Genomic DNA, 16,951 nt, shown 5'->3' with positions numbered 1-16,951 from the left:
TGTGCAAATTGCAATTTAGATCGTATGCTGGTTGCCAACAGAGGTCATAAAGCTGAACTTTTCATCTTTAGAGCCTAGCTGCAAGCCATTAAGCTCACTTACCCTCACATAAAGGAATGTTTAATTCTTGTATCACTGGTAAGAGCATATGGCAAGAGGTAAATAGCGTTTTACGACAAAACACGACTTTTCCTCATCTACCCTCACAAATAGAGGCATTGAAACATGAGCGCATCCCATCGTTTGCCCCAACGTCATCTCAATTTATTACCTAGTCCTTCACCCCAAAACAGTTCATTTGCGGTGCGTCCTAGTGTTGCCGATCGCTTTTCGCAGCTAATTCATGAGATTGAGGTCTTTTTATTAGCCTGCACCTATGAGGAAATGTGCAAGTTTTGGAATGCGATCGCCAATCTCCGTCATTACTTACAAAATGCTGATGATCCTTCCGAAGTACCACAATTTTTAACTGGTAGACGTAGGCAGAGAGATTTCTGCCGTATTTTGGAGGTTTTAGCGGATCTGCCCTATCCCAAGATGCATTTATCCAGCCACTTATCGGCAAACTCGAATCTTGTAGGCGATCGCCGAACTGCACAGCAAACTCATTTGCAGCCACGGCATGGATCTTTTGCCTATCCTCACTTAGCAACACAGAGATAGGAGGAAAACATATGCAAAGCGATGCTTTTCCTACACCACCAATCTATTCCCATCATTTTCAGCCTCGATTATTGCCTGACCATCTCGAACAAGACCAAAGTGAGCAAGATAGCGATCATCACATGACTCATTTGCTCAGCGAAATTGAGACCTTGATGACAGAATGCTCCTCTGAAGAATCCAAATCCTTTTGGACAGCTACTAATCGCATCAAGATTAAGCATCAGGTGATGGAGTCTATGCAAAAAATTGAGAATTTATTTCTTGATCTCGCTAAAGAGTCCACTCAAGATCCTGAATTGATATCCGCCGTGGCTGAGGGTCTGCTCTATACCAATAGCGCTCAAAATAACGCCCCTAATAATTCTTTCCCACAATTAGAGATTCCAAAATTTCTCAAACAGCAGGCTTGTTAAATCCCTGATATTTTCACTTTATTTATTCCAGATTTATTCCTGAGACGCATATCATGAAACTTTTACTATCGATTATTTCTGCTTCCGCCCTATTAATTCCTTTTGCTGGTAGTGCATCTGCATATTCTCAAGACCCTCGCAGTTGCAGTGATCCCAGAACACAATATCCGTCAAATCCCCCTTGTCAAAAACAACAAAATTTATTTAACGTCTATAAGGACTAGAGTATGTGACGCTCAGCGCGACACATGCCCTTCCACAATCATTAATTACTTAGAGCAGAACAGATATGAGAAGAAAGCAGTTTCTTCAAATTGGGGTTGGTGCGATCGCAATATTCTCAATTGATCGCCTAGGCAAAAACTCTGTTCAAGCTCAAGATTTTTTATCTTTACCCACAGGCTCACGTAGGGAGCAAGTATGCTCTCAAGTAATCGCTGGGCAGATTGATCGCATTATGGGAGGTGGTCTTACTTCTGAAGTACAGCTTTTGCGACTTTTGCGACTCAATAATGCCCCTTTAAACATTTATGGTGACTTACCGACGATCTATCGCGAAGAAGCGGTGATTGAAGGGGTTAATTATGATATTGCCTTTTGTCAAATGTGTTTAGAAACTGGGTTCTTGCAATTTGATGGGGATGTCAAACCTGAGCAAAATAATTTCGGTGGCATTGGGGCGATCGGTAATGGTATACGCGGTGATAGCTTTAGCGATCGCCGCATCGGTGTAAGAGCGCAAATCCAGCATCTCAAGGCTTACGCAACGACGCAACCATTAGTACAGCCTTTAGTTGATCCAAGGTTTAGTCTGATCAAACGGGGTACGGCTCCTTTACTAAGTCAACTGAGTGGCAGATGGGCAGAAGACCTCAACTACGACAAAAAAATTATGTCAATTCTACGCCGCCTCTATCAATTGTCAGGTTTTTTCTAATTGTAGCGATCGCAAAACCCCAAAAGCTGTGGCGCACGCGCAGCGTGCGCCACAGCTTTTGGGGTTTTATATTTAACGTCTAGCTACAGGATTTAGTTGCGAAATGAGGTGTTGACAGGCAGAATATAAAGCAAGGCATACATATCTTGTTTATGAAGCGTATTGATACATATGCCTTACGACCTGTCTCGTGGTTTATGGGGGAGCATAAACTAGAGACATTCCTAATATATGCAAGGATAAATAACGATAATTGTGGCTATGGTATTACCATTTAGCTATGCATATTCCCTTGCATATGTAAAATCAGATAGAGCGCAGAGGAAACCGCTTGATTTATTTCATCGGTTCCATTTCTGTATGATTGCTACTTTTATAGTTTTAATAGTTTTTACTTCCACCCATTCCCATAGATTCAAAATAACATATTTTGTCGAAAAAACTTAGCCATCAATATTTTTAGCCTATAATTCTCGATCCTGTTATAAAAACAAAGACCTTACTAAGGCTCTTGCGGATAAAAAATGTCCCACCAAAGTTATCTAGCTTCGACTTCGCTCAGCTAACGTTGAATGTCCCACCAAAGTTATCTAGCTTCGACTTCGCTCAGCTAACGTTGGCTGAGCGGAGTCGAAGCCACAGGTACTTTAATTAGTAGCAAGTCCCTAAGTAAGGTCTTTGTTTTTATGGGCAAGGTTTAAATAGAAACTGTTTTTTGAGTGAGATAGCGATCGCATAGTACTAAAGCCACCATTGCTTCCACCATTGGTACAGCGCGAGGTAACACACAGGGATCATGACGACCTCTACCAGTGAGAGTGGTTTCTTCACCTGCAACTGATACAGTTTTCTGTTCTAGCAAAATTGTTGCCGTTGGCTTAAAGGCAACGCGCAAAATAATATTCTCTCCATTAGAAATCCCACCTTGAATTCCGCCAGAATTATTGGTGCGAGTCCGTAGGCGATCGCCATCCATATAAAACTCATCGTTATGTTCGCGCCCAGTGAGGTGAACGCCATCAAAACCTGAACCAATCTCAAAACCTTTGCTAGCAGGTAAAGACATCACGGCTTTGGCAAGATCCGCTTCCAACTTATCAAAGACAGGATCGCCCAAACCTACAGGCACATTTCGAGCCACGCATTCAACGATGCCGCCAACGGAGTTACCATCGCGGCGGATTTTGTCGATGAAGTCAATCATTTTTTCCGCCATTACAGAATCAGGACAACGCAAAATATTACTTTCGACCTGCTCTAAGGTGACTGTATTCGGATCAATATCGGGCGCAACTAAATCTTTCACCTGTCTTACATAGGCAATGATTTCCACACCTGCGGCTTGTTTTAAGATTTTTTTGGCGATCACACCTGCGGCAACCCGACCGATGGTTTCCCTTGCCGAAGATCTACCGCCGCCTTGCCAGTTCCGAATGCCATATTTTGCTTGATAGGTGGCATCGGCATGGGAAGGGCGAAATTTTTCTGCCATTTCTGAATAGTCTTGGCTACGGGCATCTTTGTTTTGCACCAAAATCATGATCGGCGTGCCAAGGGTTTTGCCTTCAAAAACTCCTGACAAAATTTGGGCGCGATCATCTTCGCGGCGTGGAGTCACAATTTTGCTTTGTCCGGGTTTACGGCGATCGAGATCGACCTGAATATCAGCTTCACTAAGCTCAAGCTGTGGTGGGCATCCATCGACGATCGCTCCCACGCCACCGCCGTGAGATTCCCCAAAAGTTGTGACGCGAAATAAATGCCCGAATGTACTACCCATAAGTTAAATATTGAATCCTAAAAAATAAGTGATAGCCAAAAATTGACCATCACTCATTCTAACGTGAGTCTTTAACGCAGGGAAACCCAAAGCAAGAAAGAACCGATAGCCTAAAAAGGAAAAGATGGAGGGAAATATATCAACAGAATTACTGTCGAGACTGTGGTTGACACTTTATGGCTATTCAGGTCATAAATTTGCAGAGATTGTTGTACTTTACAGAGAGTTGTGCTTTCAAAAGCATTTGCCATGCTGCCATGTATTTCCTTGAAGAGTGTAATGTTGACTAAATGCTATGATTGCAAAAAATATAACTAAAAGCTGAAAATTGAGCAAATACAAAATCATGAAAGTTGATTTCATCATAACAGTGATCACTTTGTTGTCTTTGTCTTTAGTAGAACTTTTAGTTCCATGTTTATCTCATAGTCAAACAACAGGATTTTCAAGAAATATCTCTAAACCTGATTCCGCATCAATTCATTCATTTGCGATCGCTCAAAAAAGTAATGACAATAAAACACCTTTAGAAACTAGATTAGTTAATGCTAACACTCAATTTGGGTTTAATCTATTTACTCGCGTTTCTCAACAAGGAGAAAATAAAAATATTTTTATTTCACCTTTAAGTATATCGCTTTCCTTATCGATGATTTATAACGGTGCAAATGGAGTAACACAACAAGAGATTGCTAAAACCTTAGAAGTGAATGGTATTGCGATCAAAGATGTAAATAGTTTTAATCAGAAAATTAGCCAATTACTAATAAATACTAAGGGCATTGATTTGAATATTGCAAACTCTCTTTGGATTAGTGAAAGATTTCCAGTAAAGCAGTCTTTTTTAGATAAATTGAAAGGTTTCTATCAATCTGAAATCATGAACCTTGACTTTAATAAACCCAGTGCAGTAAAGATAATTAACGATTGGGTAAAACGAGAGACTAAAGGCAAAATCACAGAAATATTATCTCCTAGAGATAGCAATGAAAATAGTAGCTTTTTTATTATTAATGCTATATATTTTAAAGGGGAATGGCTGTTTTCTTTTCCAGAAAAATTCACGGAATCAAAGCTATTTACTCTAGCAAATAAAACACAAATTCAGCATCCAGCCATGTCAAGGCGGGTAAGATGTCAATATTTCAATACTCCAAAATTTCAAGCGATTAGGCTTCCTTATAAAGATAATGATCGTCCGCGAGGTTTAAGCCGCTTTAGTATGGAAATCTTTCTTCCAAAACCTAATTCTAATCTTAGAGAATTCCAAAAACAATTGACTGTAAAAAATTGGCTATCTTGGTCGGATGAATTTAAAAAATCTAGACGAAGCTATTCTGAAGTCTATCTTCAATTACCAAAATTTGAGGTGCAATATGACATCGATCTCATACCATACCTAAAACAATTAGGTATGAAAGTTTCTTTTGATCCAAAATCAGCCGATTTTAGCGATCTTTCAACGGAAAAGACTCTATTTATTAACATGGCGAAGCATAAAACTTTTGTCAATGTGGATGAAAAAGGTACAAAAGCTGCTGCTGTAACAGTGTTAGGTGGAGTAAAAACTGGACCGGCAGAAGCAATGATAGTTAATCGTCCATTTTTCTTTACGATTAGCGATCAGCAAACTGACACAATTCTTTTTATGGGTACAGTCAATAATCCATCATCAAAATAGTTAGGGCAAATGTACATAATCATAAATAGATGATTTACCTACATTCCGATCTCAAAACAAGTAAAAGATAATTACTCACTTCCTAGTGAATGATTAGATGTTGTGGCGAGAAGAGCCGCAACATTTGTTTTTCTCTGTGAGAGAGCAGTTTGGTAAGATGAATGACAATATTGTGTTATGGCTGCGGTCACTTATGTTAGGGCAAAATCAAAACCCAAGAAGAGAAAGGCGGCGCGAAGCGCCGCCTTTCTCTTCTTGGGTTTTATGTCCTGATATACTTAGCGACAGCTATAACCACATTTGATAGTTGCTAATTTTTGAGATCTTCTATGCAGCCTAATGTAAAACTAAAACGACAAAAACTAGGTAAGAAATTTTCTTGGACTCCATACTTATTTCTATTACCAGCGATCGCATTTCTGTTTTTAACATCATTCTTACCAGTATTCCAAGCCATATATTTAAGTTTTACGAATTATGATTTTGTCGGCAGTCCTACTTTTATTGGTTGGAAAAACTATCTAACGCTTTGGAATGATCAAACCTTTTGGAAAACCTTAAGTAACACCTTAATCTATTTAATATTTGCAGTTCCTAGTCTCGTAATCTTGCCACTAGCTTTAGCAATCCTAGTCAATCAAAAATTACGCAGCATCAAGTTTTTTCGCGCTATTTACTATTTCCCTGTAATTGTCTCCGTTGTTGTTGCTGGGATAGCTTGGAAATGGGTTTATGCCCAAAATGGCATCTTAAATTATTTTCTATCAACGCTATCATTTAAAGACATTAAAATCCCTTGGTTAACTGATCCCAAGACTGCTATTTTTGCGATTATTGCCGTGGTGATTTGGCGTGGTGTTGGTTACTATATGGTCATCTATCTAGCAGGGCTACAGGCGATCCCCGCAGATTTATATGAAGCGGCGGCGATCGATGGTTCTGACGGTTGGCAAAAGCATTTAGATATTACGATTCCATTAATGAAGCCTTACATTATTCTCGTAGCTGTAATTTCTTCAATCGGTGCAATGAAGGTCTTTGAAGAAGTTTATATCATGTCTCAAGGGGGGCCTGCTAATAGTACGAAAACTGTAGTTTATTATTTATACGATAAAGGCTTTACGAGTTTAGAAATGGGATATGCCTCAGCGATTGGAGTATTTCTCTTCCTAATTATTTTTGTTATTTCGATTTTGACTTTTAAGTTTATTAATCCAGCTAAAACTATTGGTGAAGGAAATTAGTTAATGAAGTTATCTATGATTAAAATTTTGCTGGCTTTAGTTGGTATTACTTGCGCGATCGCACAGCCTATTTACGCAGAAACACTGTCTCCAAACACTGCTCCTAAAGCTCATCTCACGTTTCAATCACAGTTCTCGCGAAATCTCGCTCAAAACCTCCAAGCAGCGAACTCTGAAGGTTGTTTTATTTTGTATGACTTAAAGCGCGATCGCTATATTCGCTATAACTCTCAACATTGCCAAAAACGATTTATCCCTGCATCGACATTTAAGATATTTAACTCACTGGTTGCCCTTGAGACTAAAGCGATCGCCGATGAAAATACTGTAATTCCTTGGAATGGAGTGGTTAATAATGAATTTCTAGAATGGAATCAAGATCAAACCATGCGAACTGCCTTTAAGCGATCGGTGGTCTGGTTTTATCAAGAGTTAGCTAGACGGGCTGGTAATGAAAGAATGAGTAAGTATATTCAAGCTGCTGGCTATGGCAATCAAGATATCGGTGACAAGATTGATTCTTTTTGGTTGAAAGGAAAGCTGAGAATTTCGCCAGAGGAGCAAATTAAGTTTTTAGTGAGGTTGTATAAAGAAGATTTGCCCTTCTCGCCTGCGGTAATGCAAACTGTTAAGGACATTATGGTAATTGAGCGCCAAGATAATTACACGCTCAGAGGTAAGACTGGTTGGGGTAGAGATGTTGATGGTATGAAAAATATTGGCTGGTATGTTGGCTATTTAGAGCGAGATAATGATGTTTATTTTTATGCTCTGAATATTGTTAATCAAGATCCCAACTTCCCGATGATTCCTACTCGCAAGAAGATTTTATTTGATACTTTTAAAGATTTACAACTCATTGATTAACAAATAAATCCATCAACATCATTATCATTGCATCTAAATCATGAAAAATAAAAAGCTAAAATCATCATCAAATATCCTTAATAATATTCCTCAATTTATTCTTTTAATTGCGATCGCAACTTTAACGGTATTTCCACTACTCTGGCTAATAAGTACCGCCTTTAAGTCACCAACTGAAAATATTTTTCAATCTGTCCCACAGCTATTACCATCACAACCTACCTTAGATAATTTCATCAAGGTCTGGAAAAATTCCCGCTTCGATCTTTATCTCTGGAATAGTTTTTTGGTGGCTAGCGTCACCGTCATTTTAAATTTACTATTCTGCTCCCTCGCCGCCTTTCCCCTCTCGAGATTGGACTTTAAAGGACGCGACCCTATCTTTTGGGCGATCGTTGGCACGACAATGATTCCATTTCAAATCACGATGATTCCTCTATATATTCTTGCCGTGCAGCTCAATCTCAAAAATACCTATGCTGGTTTGATTTTCCCCTATGTCATTTCTGCCTTTGGCATATTTCTATTACGTCAAGCCTTCCAAAGTGTCCCTAAGGAAATGGAAGAAGCGGCACGAATGGATGGTTGCTCTAGTATGGGAATTTGGTGGCATGTGATGTTACCTGCGGCGCGTCCTGCCCTAACGACCCTTGCAGTTTTTACCTTTGTGGCGATGTGGGGGGATTTTCTCTGGCCGTTGGTGATTGTTGATAAGGCTGAGCTTTATACATTGCCAAGGGGGATCGCCAGTCTCGCCAGTGCCTTTTCTGAGGATTGGCGTTTAATTGCCGCAGGTTCTGCTATTTCGATGTTGCCAGTATTTATTGTGTTTGTGTTTCTCCAGCGCTACATTATCCCAACTGAGGCAAGTATTGGCGTTAAGGGCTAGATCAAGAGACAAAGCAAAGCTTTGTCTCTTGATTGTTTTGGACTTGCCACAATTTTGAACTTAGGGTAGTTTATGATTCTTAAGACTTGCCTTTTAAATTTAATCTAGATTTAATATTTTTAGTCACCTCGACTACTATCCTGTTCAGCAACTTCAGCAAATTTATGGGAAGCAATCCGTACATGAAAATGAGTATCCGTCAGACATCTCAAGGCTTTAGTTTTCAAGGTTTTTATTTGCTTCCTATTGTGATCCTGTCGCCGAGCTTAGCGATCGCTACACCAGTCATTGCTCAATCCCAAGTATCTCCAAGTTTACAGAGTAGTCCTCAAGTTACCCAAAATATCATCTATGTAAATCCCCAAACGGGTAGCGATCGCCCAGATCAAGGTAGCAATATTGCCCCATTCAAAACGATTACCTATGCCATCAGTCGTGCTCAGACTGGGCAAATCATTCAACTAGCCTATGGAACCTATAGTAATGCTACGGGTGAGAAGTTCCCAATTCGAGTACGCCCAAATGTGACTTTACGAGGAAATGAAGCGGAGAAGGGAAAAGGGATTGAGATCGTCGGTGGTGGAACATTGCTAACAGGTTCTGGATTTCCGCAAAATGTAGCGATCTATCTCACAGATCGAGCCGAATTGAGGGGCGTAACGGTAACTAATCCCAATTCTAGAGGTTATGGACTATGGATTGAGAATGCTAGTCCTGCGATCGCTAATAATACCTTTATCGATAATCAGCAAGATGGCGCATTAATTACGGGTAAGTCAACCGCCATTATTTCCACCAATCAATTTTTTCGGAATGGAACCAGTGGCTTAGCGATCGAGGGGGAAGCGAGTCCAGATATTCGTGGCAATCTCTTTCAGCAAACTACTTTTGGGATGAGCATTCGCCAAGATGCGACTCCCAAAATCACCGAAAACACCTTTACTCAAAACCAAAATGGCATCTTAATCCAAGCTAATGCTAAGCCTATTTTGCGCGGTAATGCGATCATTAACAATCGCAATTATGGACTCACAATTTCCGATATGGCGATGCCTGATTTGGGAAAGGCGAATGATGATGGCAACAATACTTTTCAGGGAAATGGCACATTTGATGTGCAAAATGTCAGCCGTAATGCGGTTGCTCTGAGCGGGAATCAATTAGACAGTAAGAGAGTGAAGGGAAATTTGCAATTAGGGAATGTGCGTCAGCCATCCAATCTATTTGCCAATAGTCTTGCGACAAAGCCTACTGCGAGTAGTCCATTACCGAATATAACTGCACCAAGTAGTCCTTTGATCAAAAGCGATCGCTTCAGCAATATCAATCAACAACTCGAACAACAGATTGCCAGCAGTCAGCCCATGAACTTTGCGCCGAATCTCGATACTCCGCCAGCATTAGTCAGAAATGCTTCATCAAGTCTCAGTAATAACGTTAATCCTACAACCCAAGCTAATAATCCTTTTTGGTATGAGCCTGTAAACTCGGTGATTATTAGAATTACTCCTAGAGGAGGCAATTCCCCAACTTACTCTAATAAAGAAATTTCATCAAGCTTGCCACCTGTATTAGCATCTCCTCCTAGCGGTGAACCTGTCAATCAGCCGATTCAGATTGCGCCTCTTTCTAAGACAAGCTTCACTCCACAAAATCCTCCCAAGTATCGCGTAGTTGTTCCTGTTTCTTCTAATAGTGGTGTGGCTCAAGTTCGTCAAATTGTGCCAAATGCCTTTGCATCGAGACTCAATGGTTATCTAGTTGTGCAGATTGGAGCATATAGCGATCGCCGCATAGCCGAAGTACAGGTATCACGCCTTGCCCAACAAGGTCTATCCGCAAGAATTGAAGCGATTAAACCATAACCTTACATAACTGCCGTCGCTTATGAAGAGGAAGGCGGCGCTTCGCGCCGCCTTCCTCTTCATAAGCGACAGCTATAAAACTTATGGAATATGTGCAGCATTTTCCATAAGTTTTTTATATTGAATTGCGCCTAGCTACTTACAGAACAAATCAGAGAAATCTTTGAAAGTATTGCAAAGCAATACTTTCAAAGATTTACTAGACTGCGAAATGCTATATAAAATCAGAATTATTAAGATTAATCCTTATACCCAAGTATTGACCAATTGATTTTCTCTAGAATATCTGAGCAGCTTAAAAGCCAAATCCTAGATAAAAGGCACTGGTCAGTTAAGGCGTGAGAGAAGTAAAGCCTCGTAATGTCAGCAACTCCAACATCGAAATCGGTCGATGATATAGCCCGATCGCCATAACTGGAGTCTTGTTCTTGCCTAAGCCCCCATGTGGTCTTACCCAGTTGTGTACCAATCTTTGCACAGTGACAGCCCGTTGTAATCCTTCAGTATTTTTCGCATACAGGTTTTGTCTACGGCGATAAGCGCTACATCTCCTTCTCAATGCACTGTTGTTTGCTTCATTGTGATTAGCATGAACGTCACTCTTGTCGCTAATCGCTGTATAGGGATGTTCTAGCTTTACCCATTCGACACGACGATTACCTTGTGAACCTTTGATTTTGATTGCCACTTCTAATCCATGTCGCCATACCTTGCGATGTCCATACTCACGACTTACTTCGGTAGCTTTGAGGTAGACACTTGCCATTTGCCACAGTTGTTGGGCATATCTCCTTTCGCCATCGCTAAACCATCGGATGTATTGACTTGCCTTTGACCATTGCCATGCTGTTTTTGTTGCTTTTGCAAATAGTTCAGTGGTTTTAATTCCTACTCTTGCTTCAATCCAATAGCGACTGTTGCGTTCGATAAATACTACTGTCCACCCTTTTGATTCACTGGGGGGGAAGGTTCTCGCCTACGCGAGTATAAATTTCATCTCCTTCGATGGTGACATCTCCTCCTACTGGGGCTTCTGGACTCCATTGCTGTGCTTGATTTGCCAGTTTTTGCTCCCATCTCATGATGCTGGTGTGCGATTTCTCTAGCACTCTCCCACTTGCTCTGATTCCCATCCCCTCTGTCCTCATCTTCAGGGCATAGGACACGATACTTGCGGGTGTTCTTAGCCTTGACATCGCTGTTCCTGTCCGTTCGTTGAATCGCTTGCCACATCCTTTGCATAAATAATTTTGGATTGCTTTGCCGTCTTGGTGGTAATCTTTGCCATTCTTGACCACCTTTTCGCTTTGGCAGTGCGGACATTCCATTCTTTCTTCCGACTCTACCTCTTTATTTTACCCCTCACTCCTTTACTGACCAGTGCCCAATGCGCCATTTGCCACCAATTCGCACAAAATAGTATGCTTTGCCAATCTCAAAACCAGGAACTTGCTTAAGATCTTCAATCGTTGGCAATTCATTTAACCACTGGTTAATTTCATTCTAGGATAATTTTCCAACCATGAAAAAAGCGATCGCAGTTTTTGCGATCGCTTTAAATTACGAAGTCAATTCTTTGCAAAGCTCATAGAAAAGTATTCTAACGACTTTGAACAGAATTCTGATGATTTTCTGCTTTCCAGATATCTTAGATTCCTTTAAACCCTTAAGAGTCCAACCGTCACCACGCACCTCATTTAGCTTTTTACCTAGCCATGATGTTTCTCGACGGGCTGGTAAGACGCTGGTAAGTGTCCAAGCATAGAGACTAGCTCTAGTGACCTCAGAACCTCCCAGAGCTTTAATCCGCTTATCACCTGATTGTTTTTCAGTGTATCCAAGTCCTAGGAATAGCTGAAAACTTCTGAGCGATCGGTGACGTTTCTGGGATGTTGGCACGCCCTGTTTATTGATGCCATCCTCGTAATCTACCCATGGCTTACCGTCGAGTAGGAAGCGCTCAAACGGGTAGCACTGGCAAAGTAGCAAGGCTTGGTTACGCAGTCCAAAGCCAAACTTTTTAAAGATTTTGATGTATGGTGCAAACTCATCGGATTGCATGAGTAGAGCAAGGTCACGCTCTTTTTTATCGAGTTGTTTTTGCAGTTCGCAGATCTTCTTAGCGTGTTCTTTGGTGTATTCACTAATCTCGATACCAATGGCACGGGCGGCGCTTTTTTCGTGAAGTTTCTTGATGACGGTATATTCTCTGATTCCTGCTACATATCCCCACATAGGCTCATAGCCTAATTTTGGGTTAAGAGCAGACTCTCGTTGTGCAATTTCTGGAAATTCTAGGGTCAAGCGTTGACGGCATTGATTAATCAATGAGTTCAGAAGTTTATCAAGCTGTTCACATTCAAAGAACCAGTCACGAACCAAAGCGACTTTACCTGTCTCAAATTCTAGGTATCGCTTTTTCCCGTGGACATCGACAAAGCGATCGTCAAAGTATGTCAACGCTAAACAATAAGCATCTTCGGGGTCAGTCTTGTTCTTAAAACCATACGCGCCCCGTTGATTAGCTAAGTCACCGTGACCAATCCAATAGATCGGGATTTTGTGAAATTCGGCAAGGTGTTTCCAGAAATTGCTATACCAAATACCTGTAGGCTCCATGACCACGCCATCAGGTTTTAGATCAAGTAATCTCTGTACCCCAATAGAATCAGCTTGACATTTGATAATGTCTTTTTGATATTTTGGAAATGCTTAAGCGGTTGATCTGGATATCCAGTCAACAAGCAGGCAGTGACGTTGTTACGCCCAACGTCTAAACCGATAATATTCATGATGTCGCGAGTGATTATGTTTGTTAGACCTAGGAATCACCCATAAGCGCTTATGGCTTCATTCATTCTGTAGGTAGATAGAGAGTCGGTTTGTGAAATTAAGAAGCTCAAAGGCTTTCTTCACCTAATAAACCGTCTCTCTATGCCGAGTGCTTTGGACACACCCAGCAAGCGACGCGGGGTTTAAGCCGCGCCCGTTGCTGAGTCGTCTAGGCAAAGTCGTCTACATAGTCATCTGGAAAATGAGTTGGTATATCAGGCATCTGGAAATCATTACCAACACGAATCAAGACACCACTACCTAGAAAGTCTTCAACAGATAGCTCGTTTTCATCAGAATCGATTAGATCGTCAAACTCTTCTGATGTCATACAGGTTGTCCAACCCATCTCAAGAGTTTTAACAACATCAGGGAACATAATCCGATAGCGATCGCAAAATGCTTTGATAAACTTCCGTCCGAACTTTTCAAGGTTTTCAGGTATACCCAACGAGACGATCGCCGCCTGCATCATGCCCAAAATCATATAAGCCTCAAGTGGCTCAACCTCAAACAACAATTTTTCATCGGTGTTTAAGTCTTGCATAAGCCCTTTCACTGTCTCATTTGTGAGTTCTGGTGAAGGCTGATGAATCTCAAAACTCATAGTCGGTTTGAGTTCAATGAGATGCTTTAGGCGATCGCACATACCGAGATAAACATCGACTAACTCGCTCTCGGTAAATTGGCTAGCATCAATGAAATTGATCAAGGCACTAGAGCGATCGTTGATTAAAAATGGTTTGAACGGTTCGGACATCATGAAGCGTCATCTCCTTGAATAGTAGGTTTGAGGATTGAGAGAGTTGATGCATTTTGGAAAACAGTGCAGCATTGCTGCATCAGTGCAGATGCAAGCTGCATTTTTTGCGCCATCGGTAAGCGCTCGATCCATGCTTCAGTATTAGCGGGCATAGGGTGAGTACGGGAACTCCAATAACGTCCGATTGGGTGCATGATGGGTTGACCTTTTAGCATTTTGGTTTTCTAAATCGTTTGGATTGGGGACAGGTTGAAAAGTGTGGTGACTTATCGGTGTTCAGTGGTATCCACTTCCCCGCTTCAGTTTTTGCCCAGAAAATCCGAGCTTTGCAACCAGCACAAAACGAACCTTGAGAGTTAGGCGGTATTTCGTAAGGCATATAGGTTTTAGATATTGGTACAAAATTTCCCATACCTACGCGATCGCCTACCTGTTATTTGGGAGCCTCTAGCCCGATGGTAAGTATGGGAAAATATCAATCAATCGTTTTTCACAGAGACAGCGCCCGACCTGAATCAGGTTGAGTGCTGTCTTTGCTTTGTTGGTTTTAATGTAAATCTATTTACATCTCATGTCAATCATTTACATCAAATTAAAATTCATTTACACTAAATATGGTTAAACATAGTCAATCCCCCCTTATTCCCCTTATGGCACTTAGAGGCGTTTCACAAAAAGACATAGCTCTGTATTTAGGTGTAACACCCCATACGGTAACGAATTGGGTTAAAGGCAAAACAGAGCCTCACTTAACGTTAGAACAATGGCATAGGTTAGCTGAATTATTAGGAACTACCATAGATAAACTCCCTAGAAGTTTTGCGCCACAACCAATACATAACAGTCTTGAACAAACCACGAATTAAGCGATCGCCCAAACTAGCGGCGCGTTGCGCCGCCTTAGAAAAGTATGGAAGCCTTACAGCTAAACATCTTAGACTTGCCCCCCCAGAACGTTCTGGGAATATTGCCACGATTTAAGATAGCCGTAGCAGACACAGATGAAAAAGCGATCGCCAAATTTGCGGAAGTCATAGGGGAAATACGACTAGACCAGTTACCAGAGGAACGGGCGGGGAATGGGAAAAGCGATCGCCACACGCAGGCAGTAATACCCATCGAAATTGAGATAGGCGATCGCGCGACCGCCCAAAGCATCGATGACAAATTTCTGGAAAACCTTAATCATATCGAGAGTTTTCCAGAAATTTCAACAAAGCCCGAAACACACGGGTATGTAGAGGATTATTACGTGATCGGCAAAAATAGGCGGTGCTACTTTTACACCAGATACACATATCAAGACATTTCTGGGAAATTACGACACCACCACATCAGCAAGAAACAGACCGAGGCGATCGCCGCGCTTTGGCGAAGTGGAGCAAGTGCCAAAGAAATATGTGTGGCGATCGGCAAAAAGTATCTAGGCAAAGATGGCTCCTAAAGCCTCTTTCAATTTCGCGGGGTTTTTGCCGATGTACTTTTGCAGCACAGAGATCGACTTATGTCCCGTGATTTGTTGGATTGCATGAATATCCATACCAGACTCATAGAGCTTAGTAATGAATGATCGGCGCAAACTATGCCCAGAAATACCACGATGATCAAGCCCCGCTCTTTCGACGGCAGCGCGTAACCACTTATCCGCAGCAGACCAAGTTATAGGCTGACCAGTTTTGATAGACGATGGAAACAACCAGAAGCGATCGCAACTTTTTGGGCGCTGTGCTGCCAGACCATCAGCCAAACGCTCATAACAAATCATTTGGCGCGTAGAGCGGGAACCATCAGGGGACGCTTTACGAATCGACGCGGGAAAAGTAATTTCTTGGAGTGGTTTGCAATGATCGTCATAAACATCACTAACCCGCAATTGAGCGATCGCACCGAAACGCTCACCCGTGTATCTGGCAATGGTGAAAAATAATTTATGCTCACGCGAGATAAGATGGCGAAAAATCCGATCCAATTCCCGATCATCTAAAATTTCAGCTTGACCATTGCGGCAATTTTTCCCCATTCAAACCTCTCACTTAAAGAATGAAATGATAAATAAGTGAGAGATAGAAGTTACCACCCACCCCTTACTATACCTATAAAGTCTCTCCCCGTATAGCAATCAGCCGTTTAGCTATCTTCTCATTTCTATCTATTTCCGCGAAATTGCGCCGCCGAGCTGCACAGGCAAAAATACAGCATGACTTGACAAGGTAAGTACAATGGCGCGGTGCAATTTAATTTCATTTAACGCCGCGAGGACATCCAAAAAATGGCAGGTAGTTTAGCAGATTTTAAATACACAGATAACAAAGGAAATTCATGGCTACTTAGACTTGATAAATCCAACTGTTTGACGACTGGAACGGGATTCACAGCTATTACATCATCAGATCTAGGCTTACCGTATTTACCCAGAAATATAGAGCCACGATATGTAATTGCTCATCATCCAACCAGACCAATTAAACGGGATATTATCTGCCAATCTGTTACCGCCCCATTATGGACAGGCTCACAAAGCACAATTCAGTTAAGAGATTACCAAGACGGAAGTATGCAGACTTTTACAATTGGTGAGCGAAAGGCTGAACGCGCCAAATATACCGCCAAGCTCATCGACACGTACCAAAACGATAGCCCCTAAATAACTATGGCAAGCGGAACCAGTAGATATAAATATAAGACCGATAAAGGCAATATTTTCTATGCTCGTACAGATGATAGTGCTGAACTGGCAAGCGTTAGAGGCGCAGCGCCAACGGGCACACCGACCGAAAATATTACTTTTGAATTTTCCAAAAATGCTAAGGCTGTTGGCTGTAAACCTAGACATTGCATTTTAACTTTGAAGTCTACGGCAGCAAGCACAGGCTGTTTATTGCCACCTTCACAGACTACAAAGCGCGTAATCGTTCTCGATCCTGCAACCACACCACCTGCAGGCTCTGAGATAACTGTTAACGGTCGTCAATGGATTGTAGGCAGTATCGTCAGTGAACAAATGCGTTAAGCAT

19 protein-coding genes are annotated in these 16,951 nt (G+C 41.5%); 13 read left to right on the top strand and 6 right to left on the bottom strand.

All coding sequences use genetic code 11. The features are described 5' to 3' along the window. Nucleotides 1-225: 225 nt before the first annotated feature. The 3 genes from HC246_RS19165 to HC246_RS19155 all read left to right on the top strand — a co-directional run bounded on the left by HC246_RS19165 (nt 226) and on the right by HC246_RS19155 (nt 2,016). Nucleotides 226-663, top strand: a complete 438-nt coding sequence (locus tag HC246_RS19165) for a hypothetical protein (protein WP_169365031.1) — start codon at nt 226-228, stop codon at nt 661-663. A gap of 11 nt (nt 664-674) precedes the next feature. Next, nucleotides 675-1,079, top strand: a complete 405-nt coding sequence (locus HC246_RS19160) for a hypothetical protein (protein ID WP_169365030.1) — start codon at nt 675-677, stop codon at nt 1,077-1,079. A gap of 289 nt (nt 1,080-1,368) precedes the next feature. Beyond that, entirely contained in the window at nt 1,369-2,016 is a 648-nt protein-coding gene (locus HC246_RS19155) for a glucosaminidase domain-containing protein (RefSeq protein WP_169365029.1), read from the top strand. A 697-nt stretch (nt 2,017-2,713) separates the two neighbouring features. Here HC246_RS19155 and aroC read toward each other — a convergent pair. After that, the gene (aroC, locus tag HC246_RS19150; RefSeq protein WP_169365028.1) at nt 2,714-3,796 is read right to left on the bottom strand and encodes a chorismate synthase; all 1,083 of its coding nucleotides are present in this window, start codon (nt 3,794-3,796) and stop codon (nt 2,714-2,716) included. Between the two features lie 346 nt (nt 3,797-4,142). Between aroC and HC246_RS19145 the strand changes: the two genes are divergently transcribed. The 5 genes from HC246_RS19145 to HC246_RS19125 all read left to right on the top strand — a co-directional run bounded on the left by HC246_RS19145 (nt 4,143) and on the right by HC246_RS19125 (nt 10,342). Then, nucleotides 4,143-5,477 carry a serpin family protein gene (locus HC246_RS19145; RefSeq protein ID WP_169365027.1) on the top strand — a complete coding sequence of 445 codons (1,335 nt, stop codon included), beginning with the start codon at nt 4,143-4,145 and terminating at the stop codon, nt 5,475-5,477. A gap of 329 nt (nt 5,478-5,806) precedes the next feature. Beyond that, on the top strand, nt 5,807-6,721 hold the full coding sequence (locus tag HC246_RS19140) for a carbohydrate ABC transporter permease (RefSeq protein WP_169365026.1): 915 nt from the start codon (nt 5,807-5,809) through the stop codon (nt 6,719-6,721). Nucleotides 6,722-6,736: 15 nt separating this feature from the next. Continuing rightward, nucleotides 6,737-7,588, top strand: a complete 852-nt coding sequence (gene blaOXA / locus HC246_RS19135; protein ID WP_169365025.1) for a class D beta-lactamase — start codon at nt 6,737-6,739, stop codon at nt 7,586-7,588. A gap of 40 nt (nt 7,589-7,628) precedes the next feature. After that, nucleotides 7,629-8,477, top strand: coding sequence for a carbohydrate ABC transporter permease (locus tag HC246_RS19130; protein ID WP_169365024.1), 849 nt, complete (start codon nt 7,629-7,631; stop codon nt 8,475-8,477). Between the two features lie 164 nt (nt 8,478-8,641). Next, nucleotides 8,642-10,342 carry a DUF1565 domain-containing protein gene (locus tag HC246_RS19125; RefSeq protein WP_169365023.1) on the top strand — a complete coding sequence of 567 codons (1,701 nt, stop codon included), beginning with the start codon at nt 8,642-8,644 and terminating at the stop codon, nt 10,340-10,342. Between the two features lie 331 nt (nt 10,343-10,673). Here HC246_RS19125 and HC246_RS19120 read toward each other — a convergent pair. The 4 genes from HC246_RS19120 to HC246_RS19105 all read right to left on the bottom strand — a co-directional run bounded on the left by HC246_RS19120 (nt 10,674) and on the right by HC246_RS19105 (nt 14,152). Continuing rightward, nucleotides 10,674-11,670, bottom strand: a protein-coding gene (locus HC246_RS19120; protein WP_169365022.1) for an IS1 family transposase whose coding sequence is annotated in 2 segments (ribosomal slippage) — nt 10,674-11,297 and nt 11,299-11,670 — 996 coding nt in all. Because the reading frame shifts where the segments join, the coding sequence is not laid out codon by codon here. A gap of 232 nt (nt 11,671-11,902) precedes the next feature. After that, complete coding sequence (locus tag HC246_RS19115) at nt 11,903-13,027, bottom strand: IS110 family transposase (protein WP_450091441.1); 1,125 nt, start codon at nt 13,025-13,027, stop codon at nt 11,903-11,905. Between the two features lie 316 nt (nt 13,028-13,343). Beyond that, a complete protein-coding gene (locus HC246_RS19110; RefSeq protein ID WP_169362707.1) occupies nt 13,344-13,937 on the bottom strand; it encodes a hypothetical protein in 594 nt (197 codons plus the stop codon). After that, nucleotides 13,934-14,152 carry a hypothetical protein gene (locus tag HC246_RS19105; RefSeq protein WP_169362706.1) on the bottom strand — a complete coding sequence of 73 codons (219 nt, stop codon included), beginning with the start codon at nt 14,150-14,152 and terminating at the stop codon, nt 13,934-13,936. Before HC246_RS19105 ends, HC246_RS19110 begins: the two co-directional genes overlap by 4 nt. A 399-nt stretch (nt 14,153-14,551) precedes the next feature. On the opposite strand from HC246_RS19105, the gene HC246_RS27030 reads away from it, so the two are divergent. Genes HC246_RS27030 through HC246_RS19095 form a run of 3 tightly spaced genes read left to right on the top strand, consistent with a single transcriptional unit; the run spans nt 14,552 to nt 15,381 of the window. Next, complete coding sequence (locus HC246_RS27030) at nt 14,552-14,803, top strand: helix-turn-helix transcriptional regulator (RefSeq protein ID WP_169365020.1); 252 nt, start codon at nt 14,552-14,554, stop codon at nt 14,801-14,803. Then, on the top strand, nt 14,784-14,918 hold the full coding sequence (locus tag HC246_RS26490) for a hypothetical protein (protein ID WP_263972533.1): 135 nt from the start codon (nt 14,784-14,786) through the stop codon (nt 14,916-14,918). The genes HC246_RS27030 and HC246_RS26490 overlap by 20 nt, the downstream gene beginning before the upstream one ends. After that, nucleotides 14,905-15,381, top strand: a complete 477-nt coding sequence (locus tag HC246_RS19095) for a hypothetical protein (RefSeq protein WP_169365019.1) — start codon at nt 14,905-14,907, stop codon at nt 15,379-15,381. Before HC246_RS26490 ends, HC246_RS19095 begins: the two co-directional genes overlap by 14 nt. Here the strand turns inward: HC246_RS19095 and HC246_RS19090 are convergent. Next, a complete protein-coding gene (locus HC246_RS19090) occupies nt 15,361-15,957 on the bottom strand; it encodes a tyrosine-type recombinase/integrase (RefSeq protein WP_169365018.1) in 597 nt (198 codons plus the stop codon). The two genes, HC246_RS19095 and HC246_RS19090, sit on opposite strands and share 21 nt — an antisense overlap. Before the next feature lie 249 nt (nt 15,958-16,206). Between HC246_RS19090 and HC246_RS19085 the strand changes: the two genes are divergently transcribed. Together HC246_RS19085 and HC246_RS19080 are read left to right on the top strand one after the other, a co-directional pair. Then, nucleotides 16,207-16,581, top strand: coding sequence for a hypothetical protein (locus HC246_RS19085; RefSeq protein WP_169362702.1), 375 nt, complete (start codon nt 16,207-16,209; stop codon nt 16,579-16,581). A 6-nt stretch (nt 16,582-16,587) separates the two neighbouring features. Next, entirely contained in the window at nt 16,588-16,947 is a 360-nt protein-coding gene (locus tag HC246_RS19080) for a hypothetical protein (protein WP_169362985.1), read from the top strand. The last annotated feature ends 4 nt before the right edge of the window (nt 16,948-16,951 follow it).

Origin of the sequence: Pseudanabaena yagii GIHE-NHR1, assembly GCF_012863495.1 — a bacterium.
Taxonomy (GTDB): Bacteria; Cyanobacteriota; Cyanobacteriia; order Pseudanabaenales; family Pseudanabaenaceae; genus Pseudanabaena; species Pseudanabaena yagii.
This window is presented reverse-complemented; position numbering and strand designations above follow the sequence as displayed.